Below are 23,451 nucleotides of genomic sequence, written 5' to 3' on the forward strand. Positions count from 1 at the left end.
CCGTTAAACATAGCGATCCCATGCCAAAAACCGTAATATTTCGATGCGTTTCGTTGAGTTTGCAAGGAGGGACTGTGTCTGCTGAATTGCTTCACTATTGTCAAAGTTTGCGCAGTGATGTTTTTCCCGAGGGTTTACAGCCAGATTGGCTGCAAATTCGCGGGCCTGTGATTCACGTGCAGTTGCCGTTCCCTGCGGCTCCTGCGTTGCGGGCTTTGGTAAAACGCGATCGGATGTTGAGTGCCTACCAGTGGGATATCAAGCACAACGTTGTCCCGCTTCCTATAGAGCGCAGGCCTGATCTTCAAGGGGCCGAAGCGAAGCCGCTTCAACGGGGTGTGAAAAATGTGATCGCCATCGCTTCGGGCAAAGGAGGCGTTGGAAAGTCAGCCGTAACGCTTGGCCTGGCCAATGCCTTGAGCCAACTAGGGGCGCGGGTTGGTATTTTGGATGGGGATATCTACGGCCCTAGTTTACCCACCATGCTGGGGAATGTAGACAGCAAACTCACGTTTACACCGAATCGAAAAATGCTCCCTGTCCGAAGCTTTGGCTTAGAGGGGAATTCGCTCGGTTATTTGTCTGACCCCGATGACGCCACCATTTGGCGGGGCCCCATGGCGAGCCGAGCGCTCGAGCAGCTGTTTTTTGATACGCAATGGTCAGATTTGGATTATCTTTTCATTGATATGCCACCGGGAACCGGTGATCTTCAGCTCACATTAGCGCAGAAACTTCCGGTGACGGCCGCCGTCGTGGTGACGACACCGCAAAATATTGCGCTTGCCGATGCCCAAAAAGGTATTCGTATGTTTCGAAAAGTCGGCGTCCCCGTGATCGGAATTATCGAGAATATGAGTCATTATGCCTGCTCGGCGTGTGGTCATGAGGAGGCTATCTTTGGCGAAGGTGGAGGAGTGTTCCTTGGGGACCAACATAGCGTGCCCGTGCTTGGTCACTGGCCATTGCACGTTGGATTGCGCCGAGCACTCGATAACGGACAGGACCTGAATCGTGTTCTTGATGGCGACTCGATCCTGACCACGCAACAGGATACCGCGCAGCTTTTAGTTGCGAATCTCTGGTCGCTTTTGCATGATGAGATAACACCGCTTGTGAGCAGTCAACCATCGCAAGCGAAACACGCCAACAGCAAGCCTTCAAAAGAATAGGATCATCACATGCGTTTGACGGATGAACAGATTGAAGAATATTTGCGTGCAGGCCGCATTGGAATCGATCCTGCACCTAACCCGAAAGACATTAGTGGGGTAACTGTTGATATTCATTTAGGAGACAGTTTTCGCGTGTTGCAAGATCACGCCGCGCCCTTTATCGATATCAGTGGGAGTCGGGAAGATATCGATGCGGCTATCGCACGGGTTATGAGCGAAGAAATACTTATTCGTGATGGGGATGCATTCTTTATTCATCCCGGTGAGTTTGCGTTGGCTGTAACCCATGAATCAGTCACCCTGCCTGCGGACGTGGTAGGCTGGCTTGATGGTCGATCGTCATTGGCACGGCTAGGGCTGATGGTACATGTGACTGCACACCGAATTGATCCGGGTTGGTCCGGACAGATTGTGTTGGAGTTTTTTAACAGCGGCAAACTCCCATTGGCATTGAGACCGCTGATGAAAATTGGAGCGCTGAGCTTTGAAACGCTCAGCCAACCCTGCGCTCGGCCATACAGTCGACGTGCGGATGCCAAGTATAAAGATCAGCGTGGGGCGGTTGCGAGTCGTATAAGCAACGATTAAAGCGCAATAAGTACAAAGAGGAAAGGGCGCATGGCGCCCTTTTCTAATGATTAAGCTTGTGACATCACATGACGTTACACGGGAGGTGGTCGACGGCCGGTAATAAAGAAAATCACGGCAAGGATAAGACCGACTACAAATAGGATCCATGCGATATTTGTTGCAACACCTGCAATCCCTGACATGCCAAAAATCCCCGCGATAATTGCAACAATTAGAAAAACGAGTGCCCATGAAAACATAATAACGTTCCTTTGGTTGTGTTGAACTCTGTTTTTTCTTCCTCACGCAAAGCAGATTAACGAGCCTGCGTGTTCCATGTCTATCAATACAAAGTTTAGTAAATCACCGAAAATTCGCCAATTTTCGATGTCAATGAAACGTAAAGTAGCCCGTTGTGCGCAAAAAAAGCCAGCCCTTCGAGGCTGGCTTTGCATCAGGTGTTGGATACGAACGGTTTAGTCACCGTTGATTGCGGGGTTGTGTCTGTCAAACCAATCGACAATCCGATTGAGCCGCTCTACAAGGTTAATCGGACGGCCGTTTCGGCTCAGGCCATGGCCTTCTCCGTGAAAAATGACCATTTCAACAGGGACGTTGTTTGCCTTTAAAGCGTAAAACCATTCTTCACCTTGACCAATCGGAGTAATGTGGTCATCGGTGCTGTGAATAATTAGGGTTGGGGCCGTGACCTGATCCGCATACTTGAGAGGTGACCGACCCCAGTAGTAATCGTAATTTTCCCAAATCGTCCCACCAAACTCGGTGATCATGGAGAGAGGAGGGAATGCCTGGGTGCCGGCTTCGGAGATCCAGTTGCTGACACTACGCTGCGTTACAGCCGCCCGGAAACGGTCAGTCTGCGTTGTGATCCAGTTGGTGAGGAATCCACCGTGACTGCCACCAGTTACATATAAACGATCGGTATCGATCCAGATATGTGTATCGAGTACGGCATCGACGGCAACCATATTATCTCTAAAATCTGCGCCACCGTAATCGAGGCGAACTTGATCAGCGAAATCATGGCCATAGCCCGAGCTTCCACGATAGTTCACGAATGCAACGGCATAACCCCGGGCGCGCATCAGTTGTTTTTCAGGGAACCATTGGTGCCCCCACATGCCGCCTGGACCACCCTTGATGTTCAAAATTAACGGATAAACGTCGCCGTCTTGCCAACCTTTGGGGCGCAAGAAAAATACGTCGAGGACATCACCGCGCTCGTTTTCAGCGCTGATCACTTCGTACCGTGCAAGGTCCAGCTCGGCGACTAAAGCATCATTAAACTGAGTGATGATATTGGCGGAAGCTTCTGCATCGGCCGCTGTCACGACGCGTGGTGCAGTGACCTCGTTTTCTTCAACCCACGCAACGTTCGAGGCATTTTTGGCCATCACGAGGTCACTCATGGAATCACCGACACCGCGAACGCGCTGGTAGCCTGAACCGTCGAGGGCGAGGCGGAACAACGGGCGACTGCCCCGATCATCCGCAATAAACCACAGGGCACCCTGATGATAGGTCAGTTCGCTTGGACTGTGGTCCATCTCTGCACTCAGAATCCTCGTTTCGTTTTGTGCCTGATCAAACAGTTTGACGTTCGGTGCGGCGTATTGCTCGGCGCGATACACAAATGCGAGCTGATCATCGGTAATCCAAATGGGATTGCCAGCCCAGCCTTCGGGAGCCGGAACCGTTGTCTCATCGTCACCGCATCGGATATAAATCCGGCTATTAAAATAACCCTCATGCGCGAGTTCATGACGATTGCTTTGGTACGCAACGCAATCGCCAGACGGGGAATACTGTGCGCCGTTTTCGTGCCAGTCCGTATCGCCTGTGATCGATGTCAACTCATGACTCGTCAGAGAATAGTGCCAAAGACCACTGCGCGCTTCGTTAAGATAGCCTCCTTGCCGTTTGTACACTGCTTCAGTAATCACACTGATGTTCGGCTGGGGGCCTTTATCTTCAGCTTTCTGACGTGGATCGTCGACATCAGGTTTCACTCGAATATTTAACAGGAGTTCGCTTCCATCTGGGTGCCATTGGACATCGCTGATGCTTCCTTGCTCGAGTTTAAGAACTTGCGCAGCCTCACCGCCCGCCATGGCGATACGATACAACGCAGTTCCATTATCTCGGCCCGAGAGGAAGATGAGATATCGACCATCAGGGGAGAAACGCGGCGCGAAATCCTGTTCATGTCGAGTAAATTGGAAGGGTTCATCCGTTCCGCGTTGCAGCCAGAGCGTTTGTTTGCGGCCAGTCCGTTCTTGATTCGTGGTCGTTTTCACGAATGCTAGGTGCTCCCCATTAGGAGACAGCGCCAGGTCACCGAGAAAAACCATCTGATAGTAATCTTCGGCCACGATCGCTCGTTGGTTATTCTCCGTTGCCTGAACATGAATAGCGCCTAATGCGCCTGATCCCATGAGGACGGCAAGCGCAATATGTTTGGTCGCTCGCCACGACTTCGTTGTTTCTGAAAAACACTCTTTTTTCATTTTTTTATTGCATCCTGAATCACAGAGGTTTGTTAGCGCACTGGATTTGCATGGGCTGCTGCGCGGAAAATTGCGTTCATTAACAACACATGTTGACCGTCTAAGTAAGCGCGGAAATTTGGTTCCTGAGTAAAGCTAATCACCATGCCTCGTCCTTGTGGTTGCACCATTAAGTACGGTTTGTGTGCGACCTGTTCAATATTCTCGGCCCACATGTAACCACTTGCGAGCAGCTCATCTTTTCCTGCGTAACTCACGACGTTTCGTCCATCCGTGATGCGCAGGGGCGTGTAGATATCATTTCCGATAAACATGGCATGGACTTGTTCATGGATACCGGCGGTGAGCCAATGTTCTTGATCGACGCGGGTCCGGGTAATGACCCCTGAGACCCAATCGGGACTGACGCGCGGATCACGAATATGTCGCTGTTGGTCTTCGAGGTCAGTGATGATCTGCCCATCGACCCGGTTTTCGCCACTTGGTTTGACGAGGTCATCGACTTGCGCTTTCCGCTCGAGGGCACTCGCAAGTAGTGGACGTTCGCCACTTACTGCGAAACGAGTCGCATTTCCTAAAGTGACTAAGACGCCACCACGCTGAATCCATTGGCGGAGATTTTCACGCCCGGCATCGCCAAGTGCTTGCTCATAGGATCCTTGTCCTGTCGCAGGAAGAATCAGAACTTGGTAGCGACTCAAGTCTGCAGACCGGAGCTGTGCGGGGCGAATCGCGGTGACTGGATAATTGAATTCACGCTCAATAATAAAACGCGTGCTGCCCGCGCTCAATACATTCGCAGGCTCGTCCCAGAGCATTGCAATATTTGGAGCATGCATGCGCTTCACGTTGACGGAGCCAACATTCGGTCCATCGTTCATCCATGAGCGATCAAGGCCATACACTTGAGCCCCGCTTTCTTTGGCAAGCGCGGTCACCAGCGTCGTTAAGTCTTCTGGGTTTCCAGCCCGAGGAATAATGAGGCTCCCCGCTGGGTAGGTTTTGCCAGATGCATGCGTGAACTCTAGGTCGGAGCTGCGAATCAAAAGTCCCTCGCGCAGGGCTGCCGTCAGGAGGCGGCCAGTGTTCATATCGCCCCAAGCTACTGCAAAACCAAAGGCTGCATCGGGGTTTTCAACATAACCTGGGACAATTCGCTCATGGGTTACAGGCGTTGTGGCCACCCGTGGTTGCTGATTACAGATATCCATATCCACATTGAACATCAGTGGGAGGGACCACGCCGTCACATCATAGATTTGATCGCGCAGATTGTTGGCGCGCAATCGCTCTTGTTCCTGTAAGAAGTCATCGTCCATGGGGACATGTTGATCCAATAGAGTCCGGATTAAATGATAGGCCGGCTGTGATGCTTGAACGACATAAGCCCCTTGAGCGTAATTGGTGCCACAGGCACGAAAATCTGCATCGGCCTGTCCGACTTCAATTCCCTGCTCGGCAAGCACGGCTGCAAGCTTGCGATTTCCTGCAATATCACGGGTATTGGGGAAAATGTAGCTTCGGTTACTACCTCGGCTACCTTGCTCAATCCCTTGCTTACGGTAATCGTAAAAGCGCTGGAGTAGTTCGCCACGTCGTGCGGCAGCGGTTTCGATGGTCGCCATGAAGGCGACAAAGTTCTGTTGAACACCATCACCATAGGTGAGGATCTCACCCTCATTGGTACGGAAATGGTGCCCACGCGCTGAGCCCATCTCATAGGTACTCGCCAAACTTCCGTGATAGAGCGGCCAACTAGCGCCATACCCGGGATAGAAGGCATCAAAAATTTCACGGGTAAAGTAATCATACCCATAAGTATCGAACCATTTCGCATTATTCTCGCCAATCCAGTTCAGGCCTTCACGTTGGGCTTGAGTAATAAATGGATTGTATGGGTGGGCTTCCGGTGTGAAATAGTAGGGCAGATCGCCTCCCATTTCATGAGAATCCACGAAAATGAGTGGGAAGGTTTGTAACAACGCCGCGATACGGCCTCTCGTTTCCGGTTGCGTGAGTGCAAGCCAGTCACGGTTCATATCAAACAGGTAATGATTGGTTCGGCCATTTGGCCATGGCTCATTGTGCTCAGCTGAAATCCGATCATCGGATGGTTCTAGGCCGACCGTCGCATAGTAACGGCTGACAAAGCGGGCGCGACCGTCTGGGTTTTGCAGAGGATCCAAGTAGACCACGGTATTTCGTAACAGCGCTTGATTATCATCGCTCTGGTCAGCGAGTAGATGCCAAGCCGTAACCATAGCTGATTCAGCCGGTGATATTTCATTCCCGTGCACACTATTCGCGATCCACACGGAGGCCGGCAGGTCCTGCATAAGCTCTCGTGCTTGTCGGTCATTTAATGTGCGAGGATCTGCGAGCCGTCGCATGCTACTTTCAATGGAGTCGAGCCGTTCAATATTTTCTGCAGCAGAAATGGCGACGTAATACAGGGGGCGTCCCTGCCACGTCTCACCATATTCAAATAGCTGTATTTGTGTGGGATGTGCTTCCACCAATGCTTCGAAATATGCCCGAATCTGTTCTGGGCTTGAGATACGGCTCCCCGCAGGATAGCCGAGCACCTGCTCAATCGTAGGCGTGTCCCGGTATTCTGCGTTAGGCCATTGGGGCAGTGTGTCCGCGTGGACTGCCGAAAAACTAAGACTCGCCGCAATCGCGAGGGTAAGAAGCGTTCGTTTCATATGGATTCCTGCTGTCATCATGAGATTGATGGTTGTTCTTGTTCTTTCCGTTCCGGCCAAATGAGTGTCACTGCCTGATTGAGGGCACCCAATAATGCGTCCTGTTGATGCCGATGGGCGACCCGTGCATCGGCCCGAACATTGGTAATGACGGGTAAATCAAGCGCGTCATCGGTGTGCGGCGAAATAATCACGTCTACGGGTTGAAAACCGAGTTGAGATTCTAACCACCCCAAACGCTCGGATAAACTCAGATATCCTGCCGGACTTGGCTCTTGAGTCAGATTATCAATAAAGACCACTTTTGCAGACGTGTTCGCGATAGCATGTGCAATATCACCGACCAACAGCGGAGGCAGTAGGGAGGTCAAAAAACTTCCTGGCCCCAAAATGACTAAGTCGGAATGAAGAATATGTTTAATGGCCTCGGGTGTTGCTTTGACATCTGGAGCCAATTTCATTTTTTGCGGCATCGACGACAATTGATCCACGGTGATCTCACCAAAACACTCGAAACCATTATCTAAGTACGCCACGAGATCCGTGGGTGATTCTGCCATGGGGAGAATTCGATTCTCGACTTTTAATAGACGACTTAATAATTGAATTCCGTCGAGGGGCCGGGCACTTAATGCATCCATCGCATAAAGAAGTAGGTTTCCAAGGCTATGGCCATGGAGGTCCTTTTCCCCATCAAAACGAAAATTTAATACTTCGGCGGCAAGCGGTTGGTTGGCCAACTGCGACATACAATTCCGGATGTCGCCCCAGGCAATGCATTGATGATCGCTTCGCAGACGTCCAGTCGAACCGCCATTATCGGTCGTTGCGACAATCCCGACGAGCCGTCGCTTCATAAAGCTCAGTGTTGACATGACACGGCCAAGGCCATGCCCTCCGCCTATTGCGGTGACATTCAACGATTCAATTGGAAGTGTTCCTTTTCTAGCACTGTAACTGCGCGCGTTCACGAATTTCCTCCTTGTTCCTGAGCCTTCGACTATAGCCTGTGGCGCGAATCCTGTGAACCAATTCACGTGTATTTCGTAGCCAAACAGGCAGTTTTTCTGGCAAGATAGGCGCGTTTTTATGATGGTTAGGCAGACTATGGGCAAATCAGATACTCCATGGGGCGTTCGGCTCTACAGTGCACTTCTTATCTCCTTTACTCCATTGGTTCTTTTTTACTTTTGGTGGCATGGACGCAAGAACCCGGATTACCGGAGTCGTTTGCGTGAGCGTTTTGCACGCCAAGCTGTCCCAGCAGAAGCGCGAGGGGCTATTGTCTTTCACTGTGTTTCAGTTGGCGAATTTATGGCCGCGCGGCCCTTAATTGAACGATTTGTGCAGGAAGACACCGGGCGGCCGATTGTCGTTACGTGCATGACACCCACCGGGGCGAAATTGATCCAAGAAACATTTGCTCATGTCATCGGCGACCGCGTATTCCAATATTACATGCCCCTCGATATACCGAGCGCGGTAAAACGTTTTTATGACAAGCTGGAGCCGCGCGCCATGGTGATCTTAGAAACCGAGCTGTGGCCAAATTTGGTGTTGCAAGGGCGAGCGCGGCAGGTGCCAATTCTTCTCGTGAACGGCCGCATGTCAGATCAATCGAAAAAGGGATATACGCGAATGAGTTGGCTCTTTGAACCGGTCTGGGGTGCACTGAACTACTGCGGAGCTCAAAGCGAGCGGATAGCTGATCACTTTCGGGCGATTGGGGTGCGGGACGAAGCACTTGAGATTGCAGGGAACTTAAAATTTGATGTGCAAATACCACCCCGGATCTACCAAGAGATTGAGCAGTTTCGTGAGCTTTTTGGAACACGGCGGGTTATCACGGCGGGAAGTACCCACGAAGGGGAAGAGGACATCATTCTCGGCGCATTTCAAGACGTGTTACAGAGTAAACCAAGCACCTTGCTCATTCTTGTTCCACGGCATCAGGAACGTTTTGAGGACGTCGCCAAGAAACTCGATGAAGCCGGTGTACGTTACGTTCGCCGAAGTAGTGGCCGACCAATTTTACCGGAAACACAAGTGTTGCTGGCTGACACTATGGGTGAGCTCCTCATCTGGTATGGTCTCGCGACTGTGGCGTTTGTGGGCGGCTCATTGATTGAGCGTGGAGGACACAACCCGTTGGAGCCAATGGCGTTCGGTGTGCCGGTTGTTTCCGGCAGGCATGTTTTTAATTTTGTTGAGGTTTACGATCAGCTTGATCAACGTCAAGCGGTTCGCTGGGTTCAGGATCGCGAGTCTCTTTTTGCGACCTTGAGTGGCCTTCTGACGACCGTAGAGACCGCGCAGCGTCTCGGCGCACAAGCCCGACAAATATTTGAACAACACAAAGGTGCGACAGCGCGAACCAAATCACGAATTGAGCAGGTGATGGAAGGAACAGGAGAATGATGCCAGTAAAAGCGAAGTGGAAATCTGTACTTCAATCTGTTGGCGTGGTGTCCATTGGGTTCATCCTGAATGGATGCGTCCAAGCTGAACCCGAGATTTCCCCCATACTCCCCCAGACGAAAGTGTGCCTGACTCCAGCACAAGGCGATCCCATTTTACTCGAGATTGAGCTTGCTCGAACGCCCGCACAGCGGAGCCAAGGGCTGATGGAGCGCGACTCGCTGGGAGAATATGCCGGCATGTTGTTTGTGTATTCCTACACGCAGTCGTTGAGCTTTTGGATGTACAACACATTGATTCCTCTCGACATTGCATTTCTGGATGAAGAGGGAGCCATCGTCGATATTCAACAGATGCTCCCTTGTGAGACGCGTATCGCTAGCTTGTGCCCGCGTTATATTTCGGCTGAGCCCGCATTGATGGCACTGGAAGTGAACTATGGCGCATTTGAAAATTGGGGTGTACGTGTTGGCGACACGCTCTATAATGAAACCTGTCATGAACCGGTCACAGGGTCGACCCAATGGTAAAGGTCAACGGAATAGTGCGAGTGAAAGTGCGTCATGGCCCCGGATCTTGGTGGGTTCGCGGTACGTTTAGCTTATGGATGATTGCGTTGCTGGGTGGTTGTATGGTGACCGAAACGGTTGAACGGGACCCGAGACCGAATGTTATTCAACGTGTCGACGCCACACAGTCGCAACCTGCACGCTCAACACGATCAACAGCCCCCAAATTGTCCGAGCTGACGTATCAAAATGCGCAGTTTCACTTGGTCGTAAACCAGACCACTATCCGTGATGTGGAGCATTGGTGGGGACGCGCACACGGCCGCGGTCAATCGGGTGATTTGGTCTTTTTGAACTATACGGATCGCCACCATCAAGGCAATCAATCACGCATGGTTATGATGACGCTTTATTTTTCAACTTATGGCGTTCTTCAAGATTACGATCTGCAAATACATGAGTTTAATCAATAACTAACCTATTGCAACGCGTCTTGCTCTCCAACATTTTGTTTATTTATATTGAGTTTATGTAATGGATATTTGGATTCATATCTTTGGTGCTGCTGCGTTAATTACTAATTTCATTGGCTATCGACAAGATACGGTCAACGGATATCGGTTCGTTGTAGCATTTGCACTTGCGTTTTTAAGTGTTCATTTTTTCCTGCTCGGTGCAATGGCCGCTGGAATTGGACTTGCGATTGGAGCGGTTCGCAATATCGTTGCAATGCGCTATCAAAGTGTTCCAGTGCTTCTCATTTTCGTCGGATTGAATGTGTTTTTCTGTCTGGTTGAGTGGTTCGTTTTTAAGAATTCACCCATTCTTTTCATTGCTTACACCGCGTCGCTCATTTTTACCGTCGGCTCGGTGATTCTGAAGAGTGCAGATACGATCCGTAAATGGTTTATTGTCGCGGAAACTATGATGCTGTGTTATGCCTTCTTGATTTTCACACCATTTGGCATGCTTTTTAATATCAGCAACCTGACCAGCATTTTCCTTAAGTTGCGCAGCGATAAACGCCGGATTGAGGCGGTTCAGGAACAATCAAAAGATTAGATTCCGACCCTTTATCGCAAGGCAAAGTCAGTTAACCGAAGGCGGCTTGTATTGCGAGGCACGCTTAGGAACACTATCGTTCGAAGCTTTATAATGAAAAACCTACAAAGGGCACTCACGATGAAACAATTAACTGCGGTCGCATTGGGGGTCGCGCTGGCGCTTGGCCTAAGCGCTTGTGCAGAGGCTCCCCGGGATGGGGCACAAACGGAACAAGTTGAACAGCAACAGGTTTCGGGTGTTGAAACTCATAACATGGACACCACGGTCCGTCCTCAAGATAACTTTTTCCGGTTTGTAAACGGTGGGTGGTTAGAAAACACTGAGATTCCGAGCGATCGGGCGCGCTGGGGCGCATTTGACGAACTGCGTGAAGCAGCAGAAGAACATGTGCAGACCATTGTCCAAGAGTTCGCCGCGATGGATGCCGAGTACGGAAGCGATCAACAAAAGATTGGTGACCTCTATCGCTCATTTTTGAATACCGATCGGATTGAAGCCTTGGGTTTAGCGCCGTTGTACAGCGAAATCGAGTCGATCGCTGCGCTTTCGAGCCATGATGAGCTCGTGCGTTTTTGGGGTGAGCAGCAACGCTATCGTGCGGGAACGCCATTTTCGATTTTTGTCGGTCAAGACCAGATGCAGTCGGATCAGCACGTTACTGCTATTTCACAATCTGGCTTGGGAATGCCCGATCGTGACTACTATGTGAATGATAGCGAGCAGAATCTGCAACTTCGTGAACAATACACGGCATTTATTGCTCAGTTGTGGGATGCCGCAGGTTGGGACGGAGGTGCCGAAGCGGCCGCGAATGTGCTGGCTATTGAAACAGCCATCGCACAGCATCACTGGACACGGATTCAAAACCGCGATCGGTTGGCAACATACAACAAAATGACGATTGCTGAATTGAATGATGCGGCGCCGGGCCTTGCTTGGGATCAGGTGTTTGCTCATGCGGGGCTTGAGATTGATGAAGTCGTCGTCCGACAGCCAGAATATTTGGCGAGCTTTGCCGCGCTATATCGGGACATCGATATAGCCGACTGGCAAGACTATTTGCGCTTCCACTTGTTGCGCTCGACGGCCAACTTCCTACCAGCAGCGTTTGCGGATGCTAGCTTCGAATTTTATGGACGCACGTTGCAAGGCTTGCAAGAGCAGCGAAGCCGTGAGCGTCAAGCGGTGAATACCGTTGAAAGCGTGTTGGGCTTTATGGTGGGTAAAGAGTACGTCGCGCGACATTATCAACCGGAAGCCGAAGCGCGAATGGCCGAAATGGTCGATAATATCCTTGTTGCGTTTGGCGAAGCCATCGACGATCTCGATTGGATGACCGAAGACACAAAGCAAGAAGCGCACGCGAAACTTGCTACCTTCAATACAAAAATTGGCTACCCAACCGTTTGGCGCGATTATGATTGTATTACGATCGATGCAGATGACTTGATGGGTAATATGCGTCGAGCTTCTTCTTGTGAGTATGACCGTAACATCGGACGTTTGGGTCAGGAAGTCGATCCGGAAGATTGGGGGATGACCCCGCAAACCGTGAATGCATACTACCGAGCAACGATGAACGAAATCGTGTTCCCAGCAGCTATTCTGCAACCGCCTTTCTTTAACGTTGAAGCGGATGATGCGGTGAACTATGGTGCGATCGGGGCTGTTATCGGTCACGAAATTGTGCACGGGTTCGATGATCAAGGCCGCCGCTCAGATGGTGAAGGTAACCTGCGTGACTGGTGGAGTCCGGTCGATGAAGAACGTTTCCGTGAACGCGCGAATTTGATGGTTGAACAGTTTAATCAGTTTAATCCGATAGATGACTTATATCTGCAAGGGGCACTGATGCTGGGTGAGAATATTGCCGACCTCGGTGGCCTCAATGTCGCATTGCGTGCGTATCGCAATTCTTTAGCGGGGCAAGAAGCACCGGTCATGGACGGATTCACTGGAGAGCAACGGTTCTTCGCAGGGTGGGGCCAGATCTGGCGGATTAAATTCCGTGATGAAGCGCTGCGTCGTCAGGTAATCGTGGGGCCGCATAGCCCAGGTAAATACCGAGTCCTTGGTCCGTTATCAAATATGCCGGAATTTTATGAAGCATTTAATGTGCAACCCGGCGATCCGATGTATCGCGAAGAAGACGTTCGCGTGAAAATCTGGTAATTAAGGTCAATCCATTGACCATCAGCGGAAGGGGTCGTTTTACGGCCCCTTTTTTCTAGATTGCCATCGCACGTGCATTGGCATCTGAAGCGAGACTCGTTCAAGCATTATATGAGCAGCCAACACATCGCATTGGGCCAGGGATAACAATCATTTGATGCCGAGCGCCTACCGCGAGCCGCTTTCATTCTACGAGGACATCATGAACTGGATCGATTTACGAAGTGATACCGTGACACAACCCACTGAAGCCATGCGCGAAGCGATGGCGCGCGCTAAAACCGGCGATGATGTCTACGGGGAAGACCCGTCGGTGAATGCGCTTGAGGAGCGTGTAGCAGCTCTTACCGGCAAAGCTGCCGCACTTCTTTGTACCAGCGGCACACAAAGTAACTTACTGGGCCTTTTGAGTCATTGCCAACGCGGGGAGGAGTATCTGGTCGGTGAGGAGTACCATACGTATCGGTACGAGGCGGGCGGGGCAGCTGTGCTAGGTGGTATCGTTCCTCAGACACTCACAGTCCAATCCGATGGAACACTCGATCGAGACGCGTTGAAAAGTAAAATTAAAGTCGATGATCCGCATTTTCCAATGACCCGATTAATTGCCCTTGAAAACACCCACACAGGAAAAGTCATGCCAAACGGATTTATTCAATCCGTTCGGTCACTGGCAGATATCCACGGCTTGTCGGTCCACCTAGACGGTGCGCGTTTGTGGAATGCTCATATTGCATCGCAATCAAGCATTTCTGACCTGTGTCAGGATGTTGATTCTGTTTCCCTCTGCTTTTCAAAAGGTTTAGGCACCCCGATAGGTTCGGTCCTTACCGGAAGCGAAGCCTTTATTAAACGTGCAAGACGGTGGCGGAAAATGCTTGGAGGCGGAATGCGTCAGGCCGGCGTAATAGCCGCAAGCCTCGATTATGCGCTTGATCATCATGTCGAGCGGCTTGTCGAGGATCATCGCAATGCACGCATGCTGGCCGAGGGTTTAAAAGGAATCTCTGGCTTCACTGTAGAGCCAGTGCAAACAAATATGGTTTATCTCGAGGTTGAAAGCATGGAGCGCGCAAAGGAGATACAGGAAAAGCTTTGGGCGCAACATATTAAAGTTCCTGCCTCCAAGCGGATGCGGTTGGTGACTCATTTGGATATTCAAGAACAGGATATTCAGATGGTCATTGATGCGTTTCGTTCGGTCTGACAGGGAGCGTGACACCAAGGGAGTCAACTGCTTAAATGATAGCGTGCGAATAATGATAACAAGGAGCAGGCAATGGATATCTTTATGATGGTCGCGGTCGTGACCGTGGCATGGGCTGTGGTCGAAATTTTTCGTCAAAAGTACAAGAATACAGAAAAAGCGGATGACACGCGGGTGGAACAATTGGAAGCTACAGTGAATAAATTGAAAGAACGTATCGAAGTGCTTGAGTCATTGGTGACGGACCAAAGCTATCAAGTGAAGCGAGAGATTGAACGTTTATGACGCGCAATTCTGGGGTTCTTTTCCAGCGAAGAATCTTCGCATATATCGCGCTTGGGGCCTCGTTGCTGTTCATCATCCCATGGGTGGCTATGCAATTGAGCGATCAAGTGCAGTGGGATGAAACTGATTTTGTCGTGATGTGGTTGCTTTTCTTCAGCTTTGCAAGTGGCTACGTCCTACTCGCTCGTCGGTTTGAGAAACGGAAGCGATGGCTTGTGGGGAGTGTTTTATTTCTCACACTGATCTATATATGGGCAGAACTAGCCGTTGGTATCTTTACGCGCTGGGGAAGTTAGTCAAAAAGAGGCTCGCAGTCGCCTGCGAGCCTCTTATTTTTAGTTTCGCTATGTTGTGTCTACACTATTGTTATTCATAGAAATAACTCAAAAAGGAGAGTGTATGTTATTGACCACGAGCGCTTTGGAAGATTATGCAACAGAAGTGACTCGGCTTCTCAATGAACGTAACGTCAGCGGGGCAGCGAAACTTGCCAAACACTTATCAACACGCCGGATCGCTCGCATTTTAACGGAGGCTGACTTCCCACAGGTTTTAGCATTTTTACCTGAAATAGGCTGGGACCACGCTCCTTAGCCGTGGTCCTTTACTTTCGTCGGGTTACCCACATTGAAATATCCATCTGTGCGACGATATTTCCGGCCGTATCCTTGATATCCACGTGGGTTATCAGTTCGCCCGAATCAGGCCATGGTGTTGGAACCTCCACAGATGCATGGGCGGTGACATGGGTTGCTGCCTTCTTTAAGTAGGCCACCGTCATGCCTTTAGGAATCCAACGGTGTGTGGTTGGAATGGTAATGTCGGTCATCATGCCTCCGGCGAATTCTGCGAGGTTACACATCGCAATAGCGTGGACTGTACCGATGTGGTTTTGGACCGCACGGCGTTTGCGCATTTTGACCTGAGCGTGGCCGGGTTCGAGATGAAGGATTCGTGGTTTGATGGATCGAAAATAGGGGGCTTTGAAGCAGACTGCTTGACTGAATAAAAAGCGTCCAAAAGGAAGCTTTTCCATTTTTCGATAGAGTTTAAGATTCGGTTGAATGTCTGTCATCGGCTTGTCTCGTCGGAGGTCTCCGGCCATCATCGCGCAAAAAACAAAAAAGGCGCAAGCATTGCTTGCGCCTTTCTCGTTAAATTAATTGGTCGGCGTGACTGGATTTGAACCAGCGACCCCTGACACCCCATGACAGTGCGCTACCAAGCTGCGCCACACGCCGACCGCAGCGCGTATGTTACTCGGTTACAGAAAAATGGCAAGCAGGAAAGGGCGGCGAATCAGTTGATTGCCCTTTTTTTAAACAAAACAGGGACTCAATCCACTTGATTACCAAACCGTTGTAGGTCTCGGAGTGCTTGGATGAATACCGGCGTTGCGGGTAATCCACCAGGGACCAATTGCCCTTGCTCGTTATAGAGCTGAAGCTCACCCTCTTGATCAAGCACCGTCAGCTGATGTCCTTCAAATAGATAAATATATGGCCGAATACTTTGGACACGAGGAAACACGCGATCATCACCTTTTAGGTTTCTACCGGTCGAGAAGGCAGAGAAGTCGTCCGTGCAGGAGATAAAGTGCGAGAGCACGGTTGGCATAAGATCATCAAGATGTGTGAGCTCGCGATTTTGGAGTTCAATTCCTGCGTAGAGCAGCGGCACCCGAATTCGCTCGGGCGCAGAGAGAGTCACATCAATATGGTTCGTTTCTGCAGCGGTTAAACCGGTCATTAATACCCGTGTATTGGGTTGTTCCATGTGGGGCATAAGCCCATCAATTACGCTATCGATGTCAGAGCTTGCTGCAAAGATAACGGAAATGCCATGGGTACCTGTCATCGGGGCATCCGCATTGTGCACGATGGTACGGAGGTATTGCGGAAGCAGATTGTCATTGAGTGACGCTGTTGTGTGGAGTGTAAACGGAATACTGTAATCGCCTAGAACGTTCAAGTATGCGGGCATTAATTGCTGGTCGGTGAGGCTCTCATGGTATAGGTCCGGTATCGAGTAAAGCACACTAAAGGCCCCGAGATGTGTCTGGCGATGACCTAAATGAGTACCGCCATGCCGCTGTAGATCGGATAATTCTGAACGCAGTTTCTGTACGCTAGCCTCATCGAGTTGGTCAAAGGCAATAAGAATTGTATGACCCACACCCGCTTCCCGAGCACACAAGAGAGGGGCCTGAGGGTAGCGCACGGTAAGTGTTTCATCGCCAGTTAAGCGATCCCGCTGACTCTGATAGCGTTCCACGGTAATCCAACCATGTCGAGCCATGAGGGTTTTTGCGGTGGTTGGATAGGATAATGGAAAGAGGTCATCTTGTTGTGTGATCGGTGTGTAGAGAACCGCATCGGCCCATATATGGGAGCTGTGGCTGGCTAAAAAGCTAGCAATAAATAAAGCCACGAAGGCTCGTGGATACTTGCGAGCTTGCAGGTGCTCTAAACGCTTCCAGGTTAAATTAGCGAGCACTAATTGGCTGCCAAAAATAAACAAGAATGCAAATATAAATAAGGCAAGCATGAGAAAACTGCCGCCTGGAAATAGTCCCTCGGCGTCACTTGCGAGCTGTGCGAGCGAGTAGGTATTTAAGTGAAAGCCGTACGATCGGAAGAAAATCACATCGAAAAGTAGTGCGAAGATGCCTACGGTGGCGACAAGAGCTGCGTAGCCTCGTAACACCCTTGAAAATGGAAGCAGGATGCAGAGTGGGAACAGCAACACGATAAAGATAACGAAAGGAAGAAATGCGAAATGCCCGAGCCACGAAATAATCAGGTAGCCAGCGGCAAGTGCCGTTTCCGCGGGAATGGCCGTTTCCACGTAGAGCAACCCGATCCCAAGACATAACAGGATATTGCAAAACGTGAACCAATGGCCCCAGCTGACAAGGCGTGCAATACGGTCGCGCTGTTGATTTTTGCCCATGTTCAATTCAGCCTGTGCGTCTTTTTATTTTCGTTATATCTGAAGGGTACGGTCTTTCGACACCACGATTGAAAAACGGCCACCGTTATTGATTTGACGGCGTTTTCTCTACTGCAACAGATTGTAGCAGGATTTGACCAAACTGCTGCGCGACACGTTCTCGGCGCTCTGCCGGGATATGGGTCGTCAAAATATGCGTTGCGACGTTCCCCAAGGTCATTAACGCAAGATCATTGGGTGCTTTATCTTGCACAAGAACCTCAAGGATCTCGGTCATCAAACGGTCTTGGCGGTCACGGTCATATTTTGAAACGATCGGCATGCGAGTCACTCTGTCATCATGGTAAACTACGAGCAGTTTATCACAATTCAGATAGTTGCAAAGCGAGAGACCCATGAATCTGACGGTTACGGCCAGTATTGTTCACCACGTGTATCAAGATCCTCAAGGCGAATTTGGGGTTCGCTTCTCTCCTGAAGCCCTTAACATAGATACGGAAGTCACCACGTTAGTTCATGAATTTAATGAGGTCTATAACGCCAAACCCGCGAAAGGTTACGCGAGCTTTGTCAATCAAGATGACCCGATGTACGCGGACGCGCGGGCTGCCGGCGAGGTGATCCCAGATCCAGAGTTTCCGCGTCTACTCGATGCATGGCTGGACGAAAAAACGACATTTGTTGAATTCTCGCGTGAGGTTGCTCAGCTTTTACGATCGGAACTTGGTAAATACGCATTTTCTGAATCAGGTTTCTTGTTGCTCGCTGACTATGAGCACTCAGGGGATCGATTTTTGGTGGTAAGCTTTTTGCCCGTTCGAGAGGGCGTCATGATCCAACCAGATCTCCGGGTACACAAGTCAGCGCAGCTCGATATCAATAAAATTCAGCTCGCTGCCCGCATCAACTTGACGGAATACAAAGCAAATATGGACGTTGGGTTTTATGTGTCGTTCATCAAAGGGCGTGCAGGCCGCAAGGTGAGCGAATTCTTTCTCGACTTTTTAGGTTGCGCGGAGCGAGTCAACGCAAAGTCAAGCACCAAGCAGCTGGTCGATACCGTTCAAGCTCTGGTAAAAGAGTCCGATCTAACCCCTGACTCGGCGTCACACGTTAGAAAGGAAGTATTTGATTATTGTGGTGAACGCTGGCAACAAGGCGAGCAAGTCCGAATTGATGAACTTGATTCCCGTTTGCAAGAGAGTGGAGCACCTTCCATTCGCTCGTTTACTGAAGGAAAAGGAGTCGAGTTAGCCAATGAGTTTCCGGCTGACCGTGCGAGTTTACGTCAATTAGTTAAATTTCAAGGGCAGGGCGGTGGCTTGAGTGTTGCCTTTGATCAAACGATGTTTGGGCAGCGGATTCGCTATGATGCAGATACGGACACATTGACGATTAGCGGCACACCACCCAACTTGCGTGATCAACTTCGGCGCTACTTGGGTTTAAATGACTAGCGGATGTGTTCACAGGGATAAAATGAAAATGCCAGCATTTGCTGGCATTTTTCATGTCTACCCACAAGGAAGACAGCGCGGAGACTCAGGGTCTGTCAATCTCTAATGAACCCGAACTCTGGTTAGCTTTAAGATTTAGTCTCTGCGATATGCGGCACGATATTGGTCGCATGGAGACCTTTTGGGCCTTCTTCCAATTCAAAGTCGACCTCTTGACCTGCTTTGAGAGTGCGATAGCCATCCATTTGAATGGTTGAATAGTGAGCGAAAATGTCACCACTGCGTTCAGATGTTTCAATAAATCCAAAACCTTTCGAGTTATTGAACCATTTGACTTTACCGGTAGCCATACTTCTACTTCCTTCTTGCGTGTAAGATGTTGTTGTAGTTGCTAATGCAAAACGTCTCTTGCGCCTGTTATTATTGTTGTGACATGTGAAATGACACGGTTGGGCGGCATGAGGGTGCCAGAACTTGAAAATTGGTTCGGTGGCAACCATCTCTTACTCTAGATAAGAGTAAAAATTAGTCAAGCAACCTGGTTCATTTTAGTTACATTTTTTTAACGTGAGAAGTGAAAAATCCGCTTCCACTCGCCAAAATAGTGGCTATATTTAAGTGAGATAGTTTGGGTTTATGACCAAGTACAGTGATTCCATTCCAGAGCACCACTTGGCGGACGAGACAGAGCTCGAGCTGCAACCGCCACGTATGTATTCTGTGATGCTCAATAATGACGATTACACCCCGATGGATTTTGTTATTGAAGTGTTGATTCGATTCTTTCGTCTCGATATGGAGAAGGCAACAGATGTTATGTTGCAGGTCCATCACAAAGGAAAGGCCGTATGTGGAGTATATTCTGCAGAAATTGCAGAAACGAAGGTGGTTCAGGTCAATCAATACGCCCGCGAACACCAGCACCCCTTGCTTTGCACGATGGAGCAAGCTTGATTTGTAAGATGAGGAGAGTGGTATGCTGAATAAAGCCCTCGAAGTTTCTCTTAATGACGCGTTTCGACTAGCTCGAGAGCGTCAGCATGAGTTAATGACAGTCGAGCACTTGCTGGTCGCGTTACTCGATAACCCGGAAGCATCGGAAGCACTTCGCGCCTGTGGGATAAATTTTGCCAGCTTGAAAGACGAGCTACTCAAGTATATAGAGCGCTCCACTCCTAAATTTGATGCGGAAGACCACGCAGATACACAGCCCACTCTGGGTTTTCAGCGCGTTTTGCAACGTGCCGTGTTTCATGTCCAATCATCCGGAAACTCTGAGGTCACCGGGGCCAATGTGCTCGTGGCTATTTTTAGCGAGCAAGAGTCGCAGGCAGTCTACCTCCTGAATAAACATGAGGTTACGCGGCTGGATGTCGTGAATTACATCTCGCACGGAATCTCGCGGGTAGAGGAAGAAAAGCCACAGCAAACGGATTCCGTGGATGCGGATGGTGATGATCAGGAACAAAGCTACCTTGCGCGTTTTTGTGTCAACCTGAATGCGCGTGCAAAAAGTGGAAAAATTGACCCGCTGATTGGGCGTGATGATGAACTTGAGCGGTGCGTGCAAGTACTCTGTCGGCGCCGAAAGAATAACCCTTTATTGGTTGGTGAGGCTGGGGTTGGCAAAACGGCCATCGCTGAAGGCTTAGCTTACCGTATAGTGAAAAAAGAGGTGCCGGACGTTATTGCTGATGCTGTCATCTTTAGTCTGGATATGGGAGGCTTGCTGGCAGGGACTAAGTACCGTGGGGATTTTGAAAAACGGTTTAAAGCGTTGCTGCGGGAAATTGGTAAACATCCGCATGCAATTCTTTTTATTGATGAAATCCATACGATCGTAGGAGCGGGGGCTGCTTCTGGTGGCGTGATGGATGCCTCTAATCTCCTTAAACCCTTACTTTCCAGTGGTGATCTCAAGTGTATCGGTTCGACGACTTATCAAGAATTTAAGAATATTTTTGAAAAGGATCGGGCACTGGTCCGTCGTTTTCAGAAGATCGATGTCACCGAGCCTTCCGTGGAAGATACGACGCGCATTCTGATGGGGTTGCGTGAAAAGTATGAGTCCCACCATGGTATTCGTTATACACAGCCTGCAATTCGTGCGGCAGCTGAATTGGCGGCAAAGTACATTAACGAGCGGCATTTGCCTGACAAAGCCATTGATGTGCTCGATGAGGCCGGAGCAAGTCAGCGGCTGCTTCCTCCCTCAAAGCGCAAAAAGACCGTTGGTGTAGCAGATATTGAAGCAATCATTGCGCGCATTGCTCGCGTACCAGCTCAATCCGTATCGCGGAATGATCAAAGCATGCTCAAGCAACTCGATCGTAATTTGAAAATGGTTGTGTTTGGCCAAGATGCAGCGATTGATGGCTTGGTTTCTGCAATTCGGCTCGCTCGTTCCGGACTTGGAGGCGACCACAAACCGGTCGGTTCCTTCTTATTTGCAGGCCCTACGGGCGTGGGTAAAACGGAAGTCACACAACAACTCGCGAAAGCAATGGGAGTCGAATTGCTCCGCTTTGATATGTCGGAGTATATGGAACGTCATGCGGTGAGTCGTTTGATTGGTGCTCCTCCTGGCTATGTGGGTTATGAGCAGGGCGGTTTACTGACGGAAGCTGTGATCAAACACCCATACAGCGTGGTGCTATTAGATGAGATCGAGAAGGCCCATAGCGACATCTTTAATATTTTGCTTCAGGTGATGGATAACGGCACGCTAACCGATAATAACGGCCGAAAAGCAGATTTTCGGAATGTTGTCGTGGTGATGACCACAAATGCGGGCGTGCGCGAAACGGAGAAGAAATCGATTGGTTTCCAGGAGCAAGACCATAAATTTGATGCCATGTCTGAGATCAATAAAATATTCACCCCGGAGTTCAGGAACCGTCTGGATGGCATTATTTGGTTCAATCATTTGAACACAGACGTCATTATGCAGGTGGTCGATAAGTTTATCATTGAACTGCAAGCACAACTCGACAAGAAAGGTGTCTCCCTCGAAGTCGAGACGTCAGCGCTCAATTGGCTTGCCGAGAAAGGCTATGACCGTGCCATGGGTGCCCGCCCTATGACACGCATAATCCAGGAGCACCTGAAAAAGCCGTTGGCCAACGAGATTCTGTTTGGTCGGCTTAATAACGGTGGCAATGTGCGCGCAAAGTTAAATGAGAAGGGCGACGATTTGACCTTCGAATTCGACAGTGCAAATGAGGCTGTTACCTAGCGGGATGCTGCTGAACGCTACATACACGAAAGCCCAGCCAATGCTGGGCTTTTATTTCGGTCTCGTTTTAAAGGGCGCGTTCGGCGCTTTCGCAGCTTGGCTGCGAGCGCGTTTACATTAACGTGAACGGAAAACGATACGGCCTTTGGTCAGGTCATAAGGCGTCAATTGCACGGTTACCTTATCGCCTGTGAGGATGCGGATATAATTTTTGCGCATTTTTCCAGAGATGTGCGCGGTTACCACGTGTCCGTTTTCAAGCTCAACCCGGAACATGGTATTAGGTAGGGTCTCGAGAATCGTACCCTGCATCTCTATGCTGTCTTCTTTCGCCATTCAAATCCTCTGTCTTTGTTGGTCTGGCTAATTTTAAAGCGCGTGGATTTTACCCCTTTTTAACGAGGATTGCCAACATCCGGGAAAATCAGTTCACGAGCGGTTTGATATGCAATTGGAATTTGCTCATTTTTGCGGCGTTGGATTTCGTGGAGGAAGTTCGTATATTCACTTCGGGAAACCATAAAAGCTCCAAGACGCTCCAAGTGATCATTCATGATTTGGCAATCGATGAGCCGCAATCCAACCGGCTGCCAAGTCTGCGCAAGGGCCAATAAAGCAACTTTTGATGCATTGGGTTGAAGTGAAAACATGCTCTCACCCGCAAAGACCGTACCGCTTAAAACACCATAAAGTCCACCGACGAGTTGTTCGCCCTGCCAAACCTCGACGGAGTGCGCTGTCCCAGCGTGGTGAAGCGCAATATAAGCTTGTATCATTTCCTCTGTAATCCAGGTGCCGTTTCCAGGACCACGGGGAACTGAGGCACACTGGCGAATAACCTGAGAAAAGGCATGGTTTAGCGTAACGCGGTAAGGTTTTTTACGAAGAAACTTGCGGAGACTCCGATTGATGTGGATTTGATGCGGGAAAAGAACGGCACGCCAAACCGGCTGCCACCACAAGATAGGCTCATCTGCCGAGAACCATGGGAAGATACCTTGTCGGTAGGCACGCTGTAATCGCTCGACCGAGAGACATCCTCCTTGGGCTATTAGTCCGCCGCGCATATCGCCCTCGGGGTGAGGGGAGGGAAACGCGCTTGCCGGATCATGAGTGAGTGTTGGAATGGCCATAGTGGGTCAAAACAACCTTAAAAAAATGGCCTGCAATGCA

At 50.0% G+C, this 23,451-nt stretch carries 24 protein-coding genes and 1 tRNA gene; 14 read left to right on the forward strand and 11 right to left on the reverse strand.

All coding sequences use genetic code 11. The features are described 5' to 3' along the window. Positions 1-74: 74 nt before the first annotated feature. Entirely contained in the window at positions 75-1,172 is a 1,098-nt protein-coding gene (apbC, locus tag CWE11_RS00970; protein ID WP_241971685.1) for an iron-sulfur cluster carrier protein ApbC, read from the forward strand. A gap of 9 nt (positions 1,173-1,181) precedes the next feature. Next, a complete protein-coding gene (gene dcd / locus CWE11_RS00975) occupies positions 1,182-1,763 on the forward strand; it encodes a dCTP deaminase (RefSeq protein WP_126775734.1) in 582 nt (193 codons plus the stop codon). Between the two features lie 74 nt (positions 1,764-1,837). On the opposite strand, the gene CWE11_RS00980 is transcribed toward dcd, so the two are convergent. The 4 genes from CWE11_RS00980 to CWE11_RS00995 form a co-directional block, all read right to left on the reverse strand. After that, positions 1,838-2,005, reverse strand: coding sequence for a DUF1328 domain-containing protein (locus CWE11_RS00980; protein WP_126775735.1), 168 nt, complete (start codon positions 2,003-2,005; stop codon positions 1,838-1,840). A gap of 216 nt (positions 2,006-2,221) precedes the next feature. Then, the gene (locus CWE11_RS00985) at positions 2,222-4,273 is read right to left on the reverse strand and encodes a S9 family peptidase (protein WP_126775736.1); all 2,052 of its coding nucleotides are present in this window, start codon (positions 4,271-4,273) and stop codon (positions 2,222-2,224) included. Positions 4,274-4,305: 32 nt separating this feature from the next. After that, entirely contained in the window at positions 4,306-6,978 is a 2,673-nt protein-coding gene (locus tag CWE11_RS00990) for a M14 family metallopeptidase (protein ID WP_126775737.1), read from the reverse strand. A gap of 17 nt (positions 6,979-6,995) precedes the next feature. After that, positions 6,996-7,949 carry a gluconeogenesis factor YvcK family protein gene (locus tag CWE11_RS00995; protein WP_126775738.1) on the reverse strand — a complete coding sequence of 318 codons (954 nt, stop codon included), beginning with the start codon at positions 7,947-7,949 and terminating at the stop codon, positions 6,996-6,998. Positions 7,950-8,085: 136 nt separating this feature from the next. On the opposite strand from CWE11_RS00995, the gene waaA reads away from it, so the two are divergent. The 9 genes from waaA to CWE11_RS01040 all read left to right on the forward strand — a co-directional run bounded on the left by waaA (position 8,086) and on the right by CWE11_RS01040 (position 15,228). Further along, the gene (gene waaA / locus CWE11_RS01000) at positions 8,086-9,396 is read left to right on the forward strand and encodes a lipid IV(A) 3-deoxy-D-manno-octulosonic acid transferase (protein ID WP_157981269.1); all 1,311 of its coding nucleotides are present in this window, start codon (positions 8,086-8,088) and stop codon (positions 9,394-9,396) included. Then, entirely contained in the window at positions 9,393-9,926 is a 534-nt protein-coding gene (locus tag CWE11_RS01005) for a DUF192 domain-containing protein (RefSeq protein WP_126775740.1), read from the forward strand. Before waaA ends, CWE11_RS01005 begins: the two co-directional genes overlap by 4 nt. A 20-nt stretch (positions 9,927-9,946) precedes the next feature. Next, complete coding sequence (locus CWE11_RS01010; RefSeq protein ID WP_126775741.1) at positions 9,947-10,378, forward strand: hypothetical protein; 432 nt, start codon at positions 9,947-9,949, stop codon at positions 10,376-10,378. A gap of 61 nt (positions 10,379-10,439) precedes the next feature. Continuing rightward, positions 10,440-10,967, forward strand: coding sequence for a YgjV family protein (locus CWE11_RS01015; RefSeq protein ID WP_126775742.1), 528 nt, complete (start codon positions 10,440-10,442; stop codon positions 10,965-10,967). A 120-nt stretch (positions 10,968-11,087) separates the two neighbouring features. Beyond that, a complete protein-coding gene (locus CWE11_RS01020) occupies positions 11,088-13,142 on the forward strand; it encodes a M13 family metallopeptidase (protein ID WP_126775743.1) in 2,055 nt (684 codons plus the stop codon). Positions 13,143-13,344: 202 nt separating this feature from the next. Beyond that, positions 13,345-14,349, forward strand: a complete 1,005-nt coding sequence (gene ltaE / locus CWE11_RS01025; RefSeq protein ID WP_126775744.1) for a low-specificity L-threonine aldolase — start codon at positions 13,345-13,347, stop codon at positions 14,347-14,349. 72 nt (positions 14,350-14,421) lie between these two features. Beyond that, complete coding sequence (locus tag CWE11_RS01030) at positions 14,422-14,634, forward strand: hypothetical protein (RefSeq protein WP_126775745.1); 213 nt, start codon at positions 14,422-14,424, stop codon at positions 14,632-14,634. After that, on the forward strand, positions 14,631-14,930 hold the full coding sequence (locus tag CWE11_RS01035; RefSeq protein WP_126775746.1) for a hypothetical protein: 300 nt from the start codon (positions 14,631-14,633) through the stop codon (positions 14,928-14,930). The genes CWE11_RS01030 and CWE11_RS01035 overlap by 4 nt, the downstream gene beginning before the upstream one ends. A 103-nt stretch (positions 14,931-15,033) precedes the next feature. Further along, on the forward strand, positions 15,034-15,228 hold the full coding sequence (locus CWE11_RS01040; RefSeq protein ID WP_126775747.1) for a hypothetical protein: 195 nt from the start codon (positions 15,034-15,036) through the stop codon (positions 15,226-15,228). A 10-nt stretch (positions 15,229-15,238) separates the two neighbouring features. Here CWE11_RS01040 and CWE11_RS01045 read toward each other — a convergent pair whose 3' ends face one another. The 4 genes from CWE11_RS01045 to CWE11_RS01060 form a co-directional block, all read right to left on the reverse strand. Continuing rightward, positions 15,239-15,709 (reverse strand): hotdog fold domain-containing protein, encoded by a 471-nt coding sequence (locus tag CWE11_RS01045; protein WP_126775748.1) that lies wholly within the window; start codon positions 15,707-15,709, stop codon positions 15,239-15,241. Positions 15,710-15,798: 89 nt separating this feature from the next. Further along, positions 15,799-15,875 (reverse strand) — tRNA-Pro (locus tag CWE11_RS01050). Positions 15,876-15,969: 94 nt separating this feature from the next. Next, a complete protein-coding gene (locus CWE11_RS01055; protein ID WP_126775749.1) occupies positions 15,970-17,586 on the reverse strand; it encodes a DUF3413 domain-containing protein in 1,617 nt (538 codons plus the stop codon). Between the two features lie 85 nt (positions 17,587-17,671). Next, positions 17,672-17,908 (reverse strand): YejL family protein, encoded by a 237-nt coding sequence (locus CWE11_RS01060; protein ID WP_126775750.1) that lies wholly within the window; start codon positions 17,906-17,908, stop codon positions 17,672-17,674. 73 nt (positions 17,909-17,981) lie between these two features. On the opposite strand from CWE11_RS01060, the gene yejK reads away from it, so the two are divergent. Next, entirely contained in the window at positions 17,982-19,043 is a 1,062-nt protein-coding gene (gene yejK / locus CWE11_RS01065; protein WP_126775751.1) for a nucleoid-associated protein YejK, read from the forward strand. 128 nt (positions 19,044-19,171) lie between these two features. Here yejK and cspD read toward each other — a convergent pair whose 3' ends face one another. Beyond that, positions 19,172-19,393: a cold shock domain-containing protein CspD gene (gene cspD, locus CWE11_RS01070; RefSeq protein WP_126775752.1), complete on the reverse strand. Its 222-nt coding sequence runs from the start codon at positions 19,391-19,393 to the stop codon at positions 19,172-19,174. A 286-nt stretch (positions 19,394-19,679) separates the two neighbouring features. Here cspD and clpS point away from each other — a divergent pair, with 286 nt between their 5' ends. Next, complete coding sequence (clpS, locus tag CWE11_RS01075; protein WP_126775753.1) at positions 19,680-19,997, forward strand: ATP-dependent Clp protease adapter ClpS; 318 nt, start codon at positions 19,680-19,682, stop codon at positions 19,995-19,997. Positions 19,998-20,019: 22 nt separating this feature from the next. After that, positions 20,020-22,278: an ATP-dependent Clp protease ATP-binding subunit ClpA gene (gene clpA / locus CWE11_RS01080; RefSeq protein WP_126775754.1), complete on the forward strand. Its 2,259-nt coding sequence runs from the start codon at positions 20,020-20,022 to the stop codon at positions 22,276-22,278. Between the two features lie 117 nt (positions 22,279-22,395). On the opposite strand, the gene infA is transcribed toward clpA, so the two are convergent. Both infA and aat read right to left on the reverse strand, forming a co-directional pair. Continuing rightward, positions 22,396-22,614, reverse strand: a complete 219-nt coding sequence (infA, locus tag CWE11_RS01085; protein WP_126775755.1) for a translation initiation factor IF-1 — start codon at positions 22,612-22,614, stop codon at positions 22,396-22,398. Positions 22,615-22,673: 59 nt separating this feature from the next. Next, a complete protein-coding gene (gene aat / locus CWE11_RS01090) occupies positions 22,674-23,411 on the reverse strand; it encodes a leucyl/phenylalanyl-tRNA--protein transferase (RefSeq protein ID WP_126775756.1) in 738 nt (245 codons plus the stop codon). Positions 23,412-23,451 lie beyond the last annotated feature (40 nt).

Source organism: Aliidiomarina sanyensis (assembly GCF_003987175.1).
GTDB classification, from domain to species: domain Bacteria; phylum Pseudomonadota; class Gammaproteobacteria; order Enterobacterales; family Alteromonadaceae; genus Aliidiomarina; species Aliidiomarina sanyensis.

Coding starts and splice junctions, on each gene's coding strand:
- dcd (WP_126775734.1), top strand. CDS start 1,182: ATGCGTTTGACGGATGAACAGATTGAAGAATATTTGCGTGCAGGCCGC.
- CWE11_RS00980 (WP_126775735.1), bottom strand. CDS start 2,005: ATGTTTTCATGGGCACTCGTTTTTCTAATTGTTGCAATTATCGCGGGG.
- CWE11_RS00985 (WP_126775736.1), bottom strand. CDS start 4,273: ATGAAAAAAGAGTGTTTTTCAGAAACAACGAAGTCGTGGCGAGCGACC.
- CWE11_RS00990 (WP_126775737.1), bottom strand. CDS start 6,978: ATGAAACGAACGCTTCTTACCCTCGCGATTGCGGCGAGTCTTAGTTTT.
- waaA (WP_157981269.1), top strand. CDS start 8,086: ATGGGCAAATCAGATACTCCATGGGGCGTTCGGCTCTACAGTGCACTT.
- CWE11_RS01005 (WP_126775740.1), top strand. CDS start 9,393: ATGATGCCAGTAAAAGCGAAGTGGAAATCTGTACTTCAATCTGTTGGC.
- CWE11_RS01015 (WP_126775742.1), top strand. CDS start 10,440: ATGGATATTTGGATTCATATCTTTGGTGCTGCTGCGTTAATTACTAAT.
- CWE11_RS01020 (WP_126775743.1), top strand. CDS start 11,088: ATGAAACAATTAACTGCGGTCGCATTGGGGGTCGCGCTGGCGCTTGGC.
- ltaE (WP_126775744.1), top strand. CDS start 13,345: ATGAACTGGATCGATTTACGAAGTGATACCGTGACACAACCCACTGAA.
- CWE11_RS01030 (WP_126775745.1), top strand. CDS start 14,422: ATGGATATCTTTATGATGGTCGCGGTCGTGACCGTGGCATGGGCTGTG.
- CWE11_RS01035 (WP_126775746.1), top strand. CDS start 14,631: ATGACGCGCAATTCTGGGGTTCTTTTCCAGCGAAGAATCTTCGCATAT.
- CWE11_RS01040 (WP_126775747.1), top strand. CDS start 15,034: ATGTTATTGACCACGAGCGCTTTGGAAGATTATGCAACAGAAGTGACT.
- CWE11_RS01045 (WP_126775748.1), bottom strand. CDS start 15,709: ATGACAGACATTCAACCGAATCTTAAACTCTATCGAAAAATGGAAAAG.
- CWE11_RS01055 (WP_126775749.1), bottom strand. CDS start 17,586: ATGGGCAAAAATCAACAGCGCGACCGTATTGCACGCCTTGTCAGCTGG.
- CWE11_RS01060 (WP_126775750.1), bottom strand. CDS start 17,908: ATGCCGATCGTTTCAAAATATGACCGTGACCGCCAAGACCGTTTGATG.
- yejK (WP_126775751.1), top strand. CDS start 17,982: ATGAATCTGACGGTTACGGCCAGTATTGTTCACCACGTGTATCAAGAT.
- cspD (WP_126775752.1), bottom strand. CDS start 19,393: ATGGCTACCGGTAAAGTCAAATGGTTCAATAACTCGAAAGGTTTTGGA.
- clpS (WP_126775753.1), top strand. CDS start 19,680: ATGACCAAGTACAGTGATTCCATTCCAGAGCACCACTTGGCGGACGAG.
- clpA (WP_126775754.1), top strand. CDS start 20,020: ATGCTGAATAAAGCCCTCGAAGTTTCTCTTAATGACGCGTTTCGACTA.
- infA (WP_126775755.1), bottom strand. CDS start 22,614: ATGGCGAAAGAAGACAGCATAGAGATGCAGGGTACGATTCTCGAGACC.
- aat (WP_126775756.1), bottom strand. CDS start 23,411: ATGGCCATTCCAACACTCACTCATGATCCGGCAAGCGCGTTTCCCTCC.